This is a genomic window from Oceanobacillus luteolus, assembly GCF_042678205.1.
Lineage (GTDB): Bacteria > Bacillota > Bacilli > Bacillales > Amphibacillaceae > Oceanobacillus > Oceanobacillus luteolus.
In genome coordinates, this window is sequence record NZ_JBHUDE010000048.1 from 1 (window position 1) to 11968 (window position 11968).

Below are 11968 nucleotides of genomic sequence, written 5' to 3' on the forward strand. Positions count from 1 at the left end.
CACCTGAATAAATCCATTATAAAGGACTTTTTATTTGCATTAAAGTAAATTAGCGAAAATTCGGGGTCTTGTTAATATTTAGTCTTAATTAATGCAACGCTAGTGTCCTTTCTTCTAATTATTTTTTGTTGCAATATATAAGAGAATTAGGATGATTAAAGTCAAACGATTATATTTTTTATATATTTGGGGGAATCAGTCCTACTGTGATGATGGATTAAAAAACAAACCCTGATAGAACAAGGTTTCCTTGATATTGAGAGAGTAGTTGATGGGTAATTATGGTATGATGAATATAGATATTCATTTGAAATTCATCTTTTGATGTCAGATAGGGTGGTTGGCGTTATCCCCGAAAGGGGGTGATTCCATGACAACATTCCAAGCATTGACGCTCATGATTTCGTTTTCCACGATGGTCATCGCGCTGATTGCAGTCGTTGTCGCTATTTTAAACGCAAAAAAATAGCCCCCCTGTCTCAGCAAACGGGTGAGGGCTATTTTTTCTTTTAATGACTAAATAATGCCAATCCCCTATCAGAATGGGTATCGACGTGACCACCGTTCCAGCGGTGGTCATTTTTTATTGTATGTTTATCTACTAATATGATACCACATTTTCTTGAAAAATACACTTGAACAAGAATAAAGATACAATAAAATAATTTAGAAGTTTGCTTTAAGAAAAGGAAATTTATTTAAAATCTCCAAAGTTCTGGGTTCGAAGTAGTGACGGCTTTCGCACCAGTTTCCAGCGCTTGGATCACATCTTGTTCGGTACGGATTAATCCACCCGCGATGATCGGTACACCCGTTGCTTCATGCACCTCCGTAATCACTTGAGGAACAACTCCAGGTAAGACTTCAATATAGTCCGGCTTCACTCTACTCGTTATATTATGATCAAGTGCATGACTGTCCAAAGCAAATAAACGCAGGATTCCTGTCACATTGTTTTTCTTGGCAAAGGAAATAGCGCTTGTCCTTGTAGAAATGATCCCATCCGCCTTCACATTGCGAATCAGAAATTCAATTCCGTAATCATCTGATTTCAGTCCTTGTACAAGATCAGCATGTACATACACTGTTTTAGCATGTTTTTTAGCATAAGCTACCAAATCAGCCAGCTGTGAAACACGGGTTTCCAACAAGATAACTGTTTCATGTTTGCTTTTCAGCATTTTTTCAAAGTGTTTGATATCCCGAAGTGCTGGTATAATTCCACTTTCTAAATGAGTCAAAACGACACCCCATTTTTGATATTTATTATATTCAGTTTAGTAAAATATTTTCTTCCATCCATTGTTACCTACTTAAATTGTATGACAGATAGCTAAATAATTCGAGTTCGGTGCCTAGCCGCTTCCCATATGATTCCTTCTGTAATTTTAATTAAAACACGCTTGTTGTATTGATGATGTGCACAGAGAAAATGTAGAGATAGAATTTCCAATAGGTTATTCAAGTATCATTAAAGTTATTAATAATTAAATAAATTTGAAACCACTTACAATTTATTGTATATTTTAGAAGTAATATACTAAATAGATAAAATATTTTATATACATAAAAAAAGGAGGTTACCTCATGGAAAAGGTTAAGAACAGATGGTTGATTGCTGCTTCTGCTTTAGGGATTCATCTTTCCATTGGTTCTGCTTATGCATGGAGTGTTTTTACAAATCCCATGGTTGATCAGTACGGCTGGGAAACAGCACAGGTATCGACAGCGTTCAGTATTGCCATTTTCTTTTTAGGGATGTCCGCTGCTTTTATGGGGAAGTTTGTAGAGAAGCATGGTCCAAGAAAATCAGGGATGCTTTCTGCTTTGTTTTTTAGCGTTGGGGTTGCTGGTTCAGGCCTTGCAACATTAACCGAATCCTTAATGTTATTATACTTATTTTACGGTGTCATTGGTGGCATCGGGCTCGGAATTGGATATATCGCTCCGGTTTCTACACTTGTGAAGTGGTTTCCGGATCGCAGGGGACTTGCTACTGGACTAGCTATTATGGGATTTGGATTTGCCGCAATGATTTCCGGTCCCCTTGCAGCAGCCTTAATTGAAGCGATTAATATTCCTTCTACCTTTTTCATATTAGGGGCGATTTACTTTACTGTCATGAACCTTTCCTCCCTCTATTTAGCTCCTCCACCTAAGGGATGGTTGCCAAAAGGATTTAAGGAAAATGAAGCTTCTAAGCAAAAGATTAAACCGGATCTATCACAATTGACAGCAAATGAAGCCGTTAAAACACGTCGATTTTGGTTTCTTTGGTTCATGCTGTTCATCAATATTACGTGTGGCATTGCCATTCTTGCCGTCGCCTCACCAATGGCACAGGAAATCACAGGGATGACTGCGATTGCCGCAGCTACGATGGTTGGCATCATGGGTGTGTTTAATGGAGCTGGCAGGTTGGGCTGGGCATCGTTAAGTGATTATATCGGACGGCCAAATGTATACACCGTATTTTTCGTCATCCAAGTTGCCGCATTCTTTATGTTGCCTTTCGCAACGAATCCGATCGTTTTCCAAGTTTTATTGTTTGCTATTCTTTCCTGTTATGGAGGAGGATTCGCTTCGATTCCCGCGTACATTGGAGATTTGTTTGGAACGAAGCAACTGGGCGCTATCCACGGATACATCCTCACCGCCTGGGCAATGGCTGGTCTGGCAGGCCCACTCATCTTATCGCTGATTTATGATTCAACGAAAAGTTATAATCTGACCATGGTCATCTTTAGCTTATTGTTCGTCATTGCTTTAGCACTTTCACTATGGATACGATTGGATATCAAAAGAATTCGGAACGCAAACAAAACAATGCCATTACCTACGGAACAGAGAAGTATATAAAAATATAATCCCTGCCGGTTAAACTTAAGACCGCTCGCTCCAGAGCAGGGTTTTTACAATCATCATAGCGTAATACAAACCACATTCCTATCCACAGACTCCAGATACTTTTACGATTTACATCAACAAGCATATCCCCTTTACATTCTTTTCCAGCCATGGTATGGTACATGTAGAAAACTCAATATGCGTTAGCACTAGGGGAGCCAAAAAGCGGCTGAGAAGAACAAGTGAGTTCTGACCCTTTGCACCCGATCTGGATAATACCAGCGTGGGGAAGTGCGGTCGAAATGTTTTACTGAAACGATGTTTTTTAGAGCAATCTATTAAACTTTGAGTGATACATACATGTAGACTGCATTCCCCCACAGGGAACGCAGTTTTTTTATTGTCAAAAATACTTTCGGGGAGGAATTTTCAATGACAAATCAAAACCAAGCATGTACAAAGAGCGATATCGCAGGAGCAAGCTTTTCCATCCATCCAATGAGTGATTCTTTCATCTCCATCATTAAAGATGCTTTAGAAAAGACAGATACATCAAAGGTCTATGTGAAAACCGACGATGTGACGACGACAGTTAGAGGAAAGCTTGTCCATATTTTCGACGTGACGAAGGCAATCTTTCTCCATGCAGCAAGTACAGGTGAACATGTGGCATTCCAAGCAACCTACTCACTCGGCTGCCCAGGAGATTCACAAGGAGAAGCATATATGGAAACCGATGATGCCCCATTAAATACAGAGTCTATAAAAGATATCGAACAATATGTGGCAGCGAAGTTTTCCCTTTACCCACTTGGGGGCGGGAATTATATGGATGTTATTTATGACCAAATTGAAGCAATGAAGGAATATGTGAACGTCTCTCCCGCCCATTATTCCACTCGATTAGATGGTGATGCCAGTGATATTTTCCGTGGATTGGAGCAAGTGTTCACTGCCACAGTTGAACGCGGATCGAGTCACACCGTGATGACTGTCTCCATCTCAGCGAACAGTCCGTCCCACAAAGGAAACGGTGCAGATGAATAACTGGCGTTTTAAAGAAATCGTGGTGATGGCAGCACTTGCTGTCGTCTTTGGAGTCGTCTATCTTGCCTTTTTACCACTTGGTAGTTTGCTAGTTGGCTTTATGGGACCTATCGGGTATGACTTTATTTTCGGCATTTGGTTCATCGTTTCGATTATTGCAGCCTACATCTTGCAAAAGCCAGGTGCAGCATTTTTATCAGAAACCATTGCCGCTATGATTGAAGTACTTCTTGGCAATGCGGTCGGGCCGATGCTCATTGTTACAGGAATGGTGCAAGGGATTGGAGCCGAAGCTGTTTTTGCCGCTACACGCTGGAAAAATTACTCGACCTGGGTATTGATAGCAGCCGGAATGGGCTCATCCGTAACAAGCTTTATATACGGTTACTTTATGAGTGGATATGCTGCACTTGCCACCGAATACGTCATCGCCATGTTTGTCGTTCGCTTAATCAGTGGAGCACTCATTGCCGGTCTCCTAGGAAAAGCACTCAGTGAAGGGCTTGCAAGGACAGGCGCTCTATCCAGCTTTGCCTTAGGTAAACAACAGAGGAAAGATGCTGCATGAAGCCATTACTGCAGGTCGAGAATCTATCGTTACGCTACGAGATGGAAAAACAGAATGTCCTCTCTTCACTCAACTTCAAGCTGAATCGGGGGGAAAGCGTGCTGCTCTTAGGGCCAAGCGGAAGCGGAAAAAGCACCCTAACCTCCTGCTTGAATGGCCTTTTCCCAAGAGAGCTGGACGGAGAAATGAGTGGAAATGTATTTGTACATGGCGTCGAAAACAGGGAAACGAAACCTGGTGAAAGAAGCCAAGCAGTCAGCGTCGTCTTCCAAGATCCAGAAACACAGTTTTGTATGATGACCGTGGAAGATGAAGTGGCATTCGGTTTGGAAAACATCGGAATAGCCCATCAGGAGATGGAAGAAAAAATTGATTCTGCACTAGCACTCGTGAATATGCTGCCTTATAAAAAAACAGACATAGCCACCCTTTCCGGCGGGCAAAAGCAAAAACTGGCACTTGCTTGTATCCTTGCACTGAAGCCGGAGCTTATCATACTCGACGAACCGACAGCAAATCTGGACCCGATTGCAACTAGGGATTTCATCTCCACCCTTAAAGATTTGAAAAACAATCTGAACTTCGGATTAATCGTCATTGAACATAAGCTCGATGGGTGGACAGAGATTACGGAGCGCGTAATTTTACTTAATCAGCATGGTGAGATTTTTCACGACGGATCGATACGTGAGGTCATTAAGGAAAAAGGGCAGCAATTAAAAGAGGAAGGGATTTGGATTCCAAGGGTAACAGAGCACATATTACGTGAACATCCTTATCTACAGGAGCCTCCTTTAACGGTGGAGGAGTATCGAAGAAATCCTGTTTTGTTGGCAGATAGAGAAATCGATCAGCCTATTAAAACTGAAAGCAATACTGTTCCCCTGCTGGAAGCGAAAGATATCTCATGGACGGTCAACAAGCATGAAATTCTCCATAATATTTCACTTACTTTCCATCAAGGTGAGTTTGTTGCAATCGTAGGAGCCAATGGAAGTGGAAAAACCTCGCTCTCCAGAATGCTTGCGGGACTAAGGCAACCAACCACTGGAAATCTATTGGTTCATGGAAAACCAATCAAACAATGGAAGGAATCCATGCTGCGACAAGAAATTGGCTATGTTTTTCAAAATCCGGAGCACCAATTCATTACAAACACGGTTTATGATGAAGTCGCCTTCAGTCTTCAGTGGAAAGATATGCGACCGAGCCAAGTTCAAGAAAAAGTGGAAGAAATTCTTGATACTTGCGGGCTGCTGAAGTTGAAACATGCACATCCATTTACACTTAGCCAAGGGCAAAAGCGCAGACTGAGCGTTGCCACGATGCTTATTGACAATCAGTCCCTGCTCCTGCTCGATGAGCCGACCTTTGGTCAAGATGCTCACTCTAATCAAGAGCTTATGAAACTATTACACAAAAAGCATCAGACCGGTGCGACACTTATCATGATCACACATGATATGGATCTGATCCATGACTATGCGACTCGAGTCATTATCATGAAGGACGGTAGAGTCGTTGAGGACTGTTCACCAAGCGAATTATGGAAGAGTGATCCAGAAAAATTGGAAGCTTGGCAGCTTACCCTACCAGTCGCCGTCCAATTAAAAAATATATATGAAGAGGAAGTAAACGATGTTCTTACAACGACTTAATCCAAGCTATAAGGCAGTGACGATCATCGTGTTCATTATATTTCTTGCAACGATTTTCGAACCGGTTACACCACTCTTATTCTTAATTTGGACTTTTGTTGTCACATTCCTTTTTGGTGGTGTGAGTTTGAAAAAGTATCTTCTTTATTTTACGCCGTTTATCATCTTTGCGCTTGGCATGCTTTGGACATCAATTGCCTTTGCGGATACACCAAATAATCCGAGCGATACGATTAGCTTATTCGGCACGAGTTTACCAAAGGAATCCGTACTTACAGCGCTCGCACTCTCACTGCGTGTACTGAATGTTGCCGCCCTATCGCTTATGTTTGTGTTCACCACGAACATCGTCCACTTTATCCTTAGCATGATGCAGCAATTAAAGCTGCCACCAAGGATTGCTTACGGCGTTCTTGCTGGCTACCGGTTCTTACCGATGCTGAAGGATGAGTTAATGATCATCCACGATGCCCATCGTATCCGTGGCGTAAATCAAGCAAAGACAATGCGGGAGAAATGGCAAAATTACAAGCGTTACCTGATTCCCCTCCTTGCCAGCGCGATACGCAAAGCGGAGCGAACTGCCATGGCAATGGAATCGAAAGGATTCACTGGGGATAAAAGTCGAAGTTTCTATCGACAATTCTCTATACAAAAGCAGGACTTCATATTTTCGATTATCATGTTGATTGGATTTACGATATCTTATTTGATTTCCTATCAGCTTGGTTAAGTAAATAACGGCATTATCACGCTGCTTTCACTGATTCGTGCCCAATGGAAATAAGAAATGAAATACTGTACAATGGATATAGACAAAGAGAGAAGTGCATCAACACTTCTCTCTGCAACCTCTACCGTCAGGGCAGGGGTTGTCAAAATTTAGTTATTATGTTGAGGACCACCTTTTTGCTTGTGACGGCGTAGGGTGGTTTTCTTTTATCTTTTTAAACTGATGATTGGGAGGTAAAATACATGGACTTTGATGTAGTGATAGTTGGTGCTGGCACTGCTGGAATGGCAGCGGGGTATTTTTTATCGAAAAGAGGAAAGCGGGTTGCCCTCATTGATGCCTATGATCCACCGCACACGGAAGGATCAAACCATGGAGAAACTCGGATTATCAGGCATGCATACGGGGAAGGATCGCATTATGTTTCTATGGCTCTGCGTGCGAGTGAATTATGGGGGGAATTAGAACAAGAAGTTGATAGAAAAATTTTCTATAATACCGGTGTGTTAAATATCGGAACAAAAGATTCTGCTTTTTTGAAAAACGTCATCACAACTGCAGATACTTTTAACCTACCAGTGGAAGTTTTGTCAGCTGAAGAAGTAAATAACAGATGGCCCGGATTTAAACTGGAAAAGAATTTAGTAGGCTGTTTTGAAAAGACCTCTGGTGTACTATTAAGTGAAGAAGCCATACGAGCTTATCGAGAACTCTCTTTAAAATATGGCGCAATATTGTTGAGCAACGCGAAAATCGAGAAAATGATTGTGAATGATTCTAAAGTAGAGGTTCGCCTTGATGGAAAGAAAATAAATGGAAATCAATTATTAATTACAGCAGGCAAAGGAACGAATCATGTATTATCACTGTTAGGATTAGAACTCCCATTAACACCGCTTCGAAAGACGTTTTCCTGGTTTCAAACGAATGAAGAAATTTACAACGCTGCAGTTTTTCCTGCATGGACTTTTGACGACGGGAATCAGACATACTACGGCTTTCCAAGTATCGAGAAATCCGGATTTAAAATTGGAAGGCATGATGGCGGAATGCCAGTAGATCCTTTAAAATCTCTGGATAAGTTCGGGCAACATCCTGCAGATCAAAGCGATGTAACTGATTTTGCCGAGAAACACTTTTCATCTTTAGGACCACATAATATAGGCAAGGTATGTACATATAATATGACGCCTGATGGAGATTTCATCATCGATAGACTACCAAACTACAGCAATATCTTCGTAGCAAGTGGATTCTCAGGTCACGGATTCAAATTCGGAAGTGTTATCGGAGAGATTCTGAGTCAGATGATGATAGATAAAGATACTGATTTGGATATAACTCCCTTTGCTTTGAGCAGATTTGTGTGAAGATTTAACTGATAGACCATGTGATTTTCTCGTCCATATTAACTAGATTACCCGCTCCATAATTCAGAGATAAATAAATCATAAGAAAACCTCCTCAATAATTAGATATACTGTTTCATGCAATCTAAATTATTGAGGAGGTTTTACTATTACTTCATCTCTGTTCCAGCGTATGGTGATCCGCAATCCAGTAAAACACAGGTCCCTATATCTTTTGGTCATAAATAAATTCGCACCCCATATGCAGGAATTCGCACCATTCTCGTTCAAATTCGCACGCTACCCCCATAAATACGCACCAACCACGTTCAAATTCACACGCCAACGGCATAAATACGCACCTACCCCGTTCGAATTCACACGCCTCTTGCAAAAAAGCACACCATCTCAGCCGTAATTCGCACCATAACCACAGGATTGGTTACCATCCTAGCTTCAAAGCATTACTTTTCTCTTGAAATTCCGCCACCCCTGATAACAAAAAGGCTGGCAACATCATGCCAGCCTCTTTGTATATTCTATCTTACCAACCAGGAACAACAGAACCTGAGAAGCTTTCTTCAACGAATGTTTTCACTTCATCAGATTGGTAGATTTCGATAAATTGTTTTAATGCTTCATCATCTTTATTCTCTTCACGAACAGCGATCAAGTTTACAAATGTAGAATCTTGCTCAATAAAGATGGAGTCATCTTTAGGGCTAAGTCCTGAATCCATTGCAAAGTTCGAGTTGATTGCAGCGATATCCACTTCACCTAATTGACGTGGAATTTGTGCGGAATCCAGTTCAATAAATTCATAGTTGTTTGGGTTCTCTACAATATCATTTACTGTAGCATTAACGCCAAGTCCTTCTTCCAATTTGATTAAACCAGCTTGTTCAAATAATAGTAAAGCACGGCCACTGTTTGTCGGGTCACCTGGCAGTGCGATTTGTGCACCGTCTTCAAGCTCGGAAAGATCTGTTATTTTCTCTGAGTAAATACCCATTGGGAATGTAACGGTATCCGCCACTTTAATTAATCCTAAATCACGTTCTTCATTCATATGGTCGAAAAACGGCTCAGTTTGGAAACTGTTTAAATCAAGCTCACCTTCAGACAAGCTGACATTCGGCATGACATAGTCACTAAAAGAAACAATTTCAATTTCTAGTCCTTCTTCTTCTGCAAGCTCAGATACTTTTTCTAAGATTTCTTCATGAGGACCTGCTGTCACTCCAACTTTAAGCTTTCCATCTTCTAAAAGACCTTCTTCCGCTTCATCCGACCCGCCACATGCAGCCAATAATGCTACAATACTTGCTAGAATTGCTGTTAATAATAACTTCTTCATGTTTTATCCTTCTTTCTAATTGTTTATTTTATTTTTTGCTTCCACTGAATGAATTGCAGATAAAAGCTTATCCTCGTTAATTTCTTCTTCCATTAAATGAATCGATTCTTGAGGTAACAGTATCTTTTTAATGATCCGCCCTAGAAGTTCTTCATCTTCTGGATCAATCGATAAATGCTTCAATGAAGTAGGAAATTCCCATTCCTCATAAAATGCAAGCAGCTTATGTAGCTCTTCCTCTTTACCTTCCAAAGCAAGTTGAACTAATACACCATAAGATACAATCTCTCCATGTAATATCCCCTTCACATCTGGGGCCTCGGTCAAGCCATTATGGATCGAATGTGCACCGGCAATCCTGCCTGCCTTTTCACCAAATCCACCGACCATACCGCCAGCCATAATAATCGTTTCAATTACACGAACGAGTGCATCTGTAACCTCATTTTTTGAAACTGCTTCGAGGGCATCCTTTCCATCGTCCAGTAAAACATCTCTACACTGCGTTGCCGTAAACTGGGATATCTGCAGCCAGACAGGATGTTCCTTATCCCTATAAAAAGCTCTGACTAAAGCATCAGCTTCGTAGTACTTTGCCAGCGTATCCCCAATTCCTGCTTTCAAATATTTCAATGGTGCTTGAGCAATGATTTCTGGTTCAATAAGTACAAGCGTATTCGCTACAGGAAATTCCGTATAATGGGAATGGGTGCCATCCACATGATAAAAGACACTTAGCGGAGTCCATGCTGCACAAGTAGCTGCAATAGTTGGAATGAGCACCGACTTGATTCGGGCTTCAACAGCAGTAGCCTTAGCAATATCTAATGTTGTTCCACCACCAATACCAATGACAGCATCTACTGCTTCCGCTTCATATTTCTTGGACAGTTCTGCAACCACTTCTAAAGTACAAGGCCCATCGACAAATGTAATATTGGAATGGTTAGAAAGCGTTTCTGGTAAATACGGAGAAGCCTCAGCCCATGCTTTCCTACCACTAATAATCGCTATCTTCTTTACGTCTAATTCGGAAAGGAGCACATCCAATTCTTTTAAGACGCCTTCCCCAATTCTGTAGTGACCAGGTGCACCTTTAACAATTGCTGTTGTCATTTTGAATTCTCCTTACCGTCTTTTTGAGAAAACTTTACATTCAACATTTCGACAGCAACCTAACGTCCGGTTGCATCCACTAAATCATTTCTACCGTGAAGCACACCCTCATCAACGAACCTTTCCACCTCTTCAACCGCATATCCAAGCTCTGTCAACACTTCTTTATTATGCTGTCCAAGTAGTGGTGCCGGCTTCGTTAGTTTTCCTGGTGTCTCAGAAAACTTAGCAGGGAATCCGAGAGTCTTCATCAAGCCGCCAACGGGATGTTCGTATTCCAAGATCATATCGCGTGATTGAATCTGTTCATTATTCAACGCTTCATCATAGGACAAAATTGGTCCAGACGGAATTCCGTATTGATCTAATAGTTGCAGCCAATAGTCACTGGATTCCTTTGTGAGGACTTGTTCCATTTCAGCTTCCAGTTCTGCGACATTTTCTGCCCGTATGCTGTTTGTCAGGAAACGTTGGTCCTTTATCCATTCCGGTTTCTTTAAGACATAAAGACATAGTTTCTCCCAAAGTTTCTGGTTACCTGCTCCAATCAGGATAAATCCATCTTTCGTTTTAAAACCTTGATATGGTGCTGAAACACGGTGCGCTGTTCCATTTCGCTTCGGAACTTCACCTTTACCGAAGTAAGCAGCAGCTTCCCACACCGTCCAAGCGAGCCCAGCATCAACAAGTGATATGTCAATGTACTGGCCTTCTCCACCTTTAAGGCGGTGGATATAAGCTGAAAGGATGGATTGAATCGCAGTTTGCGCTGCAGCAATGTCATGTATTGCAATTCCGACTTTCGCTGGCTTTCCTTCTTTATCACCCGTCATATCAATCATTCCGGAAAGCCCTTGGGCCATGATGTCAAAGCCACCTTTTTTACTATAGGGACCTGTTTGCCCGTAACCAGAAATGGAACAGTAGATCAAATTCGGGTTGATTTCTTTTAATGTGTCATAATCGATTCCCAGTTTTTTCGTTGTACCAGGACGGTAGTTCTCTACAAAAACATCTGCATCTTTGACCAGATCATATAATACACGTAAACCAGCTTCTTCTTTAAGGTTAAGACAGACGCCTCGTTTATTCCGGTTCACCATCATATACATATAGCTTTCCTCATCGATATAGGGTCCCATAGAACGTGTGTCATCACCAATCGGATATTTCTCCACTTTAATGACATCGGCTCCCATGTCACCTAATACCATGGTGCAATATGGTCCTGCCAATACTTGAGAGAGGTCCACTACTTTCATACCTTCCAGCGCTTGTTTCATCATGATGCAT

11 protein-coding genes and 1 riboswitch are annotated in these 11968 nt (G+C 41.4%); of the genes, 7 read left to right on the plus strand and 4 right to left on the minus strand.

Features of this window, described 5'->3' with window-relative positions; all coding sequences use genetic code 11:
• The first annotated feature begins 370 nt into the window (after window positions 1-370).
• Window positions 371-469: a putative holin-like toxin gene (locus tag ACFSBH_RS11015; RefSeq protein ID WP_251518002.1), complete on the plus strand. Its 99-nt coding sequence runs from the start codon at window positions 371-373 to the stop codon at window positions 467-469.
• Between the two features lie 229 nt (window positions 470-698).
• On the opposite strand, the gene ACFSBH_RS11020 is transcribed toward ACFSBH_RS11015, so the two are convergent.
• Window positions 699-1241, minus strand: coding sequence for a glycerol-3-phosphate responsive antiterminator (locus ACFSBH_RS11020; RefSeq protein ID WP_379597497.1), 543 nt, complete (start codon window positions 1239-1241; stop codon window positions 699-701).
• Between the two features lie 346 nt (window positions 1242-1587).
• Between ACFSBH_RS11020 and ACFSBH_RS11025 the strand changes: the two genes are divergently transcribed.
• The 6 genes from ACFSBH_RS11025 (at window position 1588) to solA (ending at window position 8223) form a co-directional block, all read left to right on the plus strand.
• Complete coding sequence (locus tag ACFSBH_RS11025; RefSeq protein WP_251513905.1) at window positions 1588-2859, plus strand: L-lactate MFS transporter; 1272 nt, start codon at window positions 1588-1590, stop codon at window positions 2857-2859.
• Window positions 2860-3048: 189 nt separating this feature from the next.
• Window positions 3049-3154, plus strand: a riboswitch (TPP riboswitch).
• 125 nt (window positions 3155-3279) lie between these two features.
• Window positions 3280-3894: a Ykof family thiamine-binding protein gene (locus ACFSBH_RS11030; protein ID WP_251513907.1), complete on the plus strand. Its 615-nt coding sequence runs from the start codon at window positions 3280-3282 to the stop codon at window positions 3892-3894.
• Window positions 3887-4462 (plus strand): ECF transporter S component, encoded by a 576-nt coding sequence (locus ACFSBH_RS11035; RefSeq protein ID WP_251513909.1) that lies wholly within the window; start codon window positions 3887-3889, stop codon window positions 4460-4462. Before ACFSBH_RS11030 ends, ACFSBH_RS11035 begins: the two co-directional genes overlap by 8 nt.
• Window positions 4459-6120, plus strand: coding sequence for an ABC transporter ATP-binding protein (locus ACFSBH_RS11040; protein ID WP_379597500.1), 1662 nt, complete (start codon window positions 4459-4461; stop codon window positions 6118-6120). Before ACFSBH_RS11035 ends, ACFSBH_RS11040 begins: the two co-directional genes overlap by 4 nt.
• A complete protein-coding gene (locus tag ACFSBH_RS11045) occupies window positions 6101-6853 on the plus strand; it encodes an energy-coupling factor transporter transmembrane component T family protein (RefSeq protein WP_379597502.1) in 753 nt (250 codons plus the stop codon). Before ACFSBH_RS11040 ends, ACFSBH_RS11045 begins: the two co-directional genes overlap by 20 nt.
• Before the next feature lie 242 nt (window positions 6854-7095).
• On the plus strand, window positions 7096-8223 hold the full coding sequence (gene solA / locus ACFSBH_RS11050; protein ID WP_379597504.1) for an N-methyl-L-tryptophan oxidase: 1128 nt from the start codon (window positions 7096-7098) through the stop codon (window positions 8221-8223).
• A 523-nt stretch (window positions 8224-8746) separates the two neighbouring features.
• Here the strand turns inward: solA and ACFSBH_RS11055 are convergent.
• The 3 genes from ACFSBH_RS11055 to ACFSBH_RS11065 are packed head-to-tail and all read right to left on the minus strand — an operon-like array spanning window position 8747 to window position 11961.
• Window positions 8747-9559: a MetQ/NlpA family ABC transporter substrate-binding protein gene (locus tag ACFSBH_RS11055; RefSeq protein WP_251513917.1), complete on the minus strand. Its 813-nt coding sequence runs from the start codon at window positions 9557-9559 to the stop codon at window positions 8747-8749.
• Window positions 9560-9574: 15 nt separating this feature from the next.
• On the minus strand, window positions 9575-10675 hold the full coding sequence (locus tag ACFSBH_RS11060; RefSeq protein ID WP_379597506.1) for an iron-containing alcohol dehydrogenase family protein: 1101 nt from the start codon (window positions 10673-10675) through the stop codon (window positions 9575-9577).
• A gap of 59 nt (window positions 10676-10734) precedes the next feature.
• On the minus strand, window positions 10735-11961 hold the full coding sequence (locus ACFSBH_RS11065; RefSeq protein WP_251513919.1) for a CaiB/BaiF CoA transferase family protein: 1227 nt from the start codon (window positions 11959-11961) through the stop codon (window positions 10735-10737).
• Between the last annotated feature and the right edge of the window lie 7 nt (window positions 11962-11968).

Excerpts from the sequence above, each read along its gene's own strand:
- ACFSBH_RS11015 (WP_251518002.1), top strand. The coding sequence starts at position 371 with ATGACAACATTCCAAGCATTGACGCTCATGATTTCGTTTTCCACGATG.
- ACFSBH_RS11025 (WP_251513905.1), top strand. The coding sequence starts at position 1,588 with ATGGAAAAGGTTAAGAACAGATGGTTGATTGCTGCTTCTGCTTTAGGG.
- ACFSBH_RS11030 (WP_251513907.1), top strand. The coding sequence starts at position 3,280 with ATGACAAATCAAAACCAAGCATGTACAAAGAGCGATATCGCAGGAGCA.
- ACFSBH_RS11035 (WP_251513909.1), top strand. The coding sequence starts at position 3,887 with ATGAATAACTGGCGTTTTAAAGAAATCGTGGTGATGGCAGCACTTGCT.
- ACFSBH_RS11040 (WP_379597500.1), top strand. The coding sequence starts at position 4,459 with ATGAAGCCATTACTGCAGGTCGAGAATCTATCGTTACGCTACGAGATG.
- ACFSBH_RS11045 (WP_379597502.1), top strand. The coding sequence starts at position 6,101 with ATGTTCTTACAACGACTTAATCCAAGCTATAAGGCAGTGACGATCATC.
- solA (WP_379597504.1), top strand. The coding sequence starts at position 7,096 with ATGGACTTTGATGTAGTGATAGTTGGTGCTGGCACTGCTGGAATGGCA.
- ACFSBH_RS11055 (WP_251513917.1), bottom strand. The coding sequence starts at position 9,559 with ATGAAGAAGTTATTATTAACAGCAATTCTAGCAAGTATTGTAGCATTA.
- ACFSBH_RS11060 (WP_379597506.1), bottom strand. The coding sequence starts at position 10,675 with ATGACAACAGCAATTGTTAAAGGTGCACCTGGTCACTACAGAATTGGG.
- ACFSBH_RS11065 (WP_251513919.1), bottom strand. The coding sequence starts at position 11,961 with ATGATGAAACAAGCGCTGGAAGGTATGAAAGTAGTGGACCTCTCTCAA.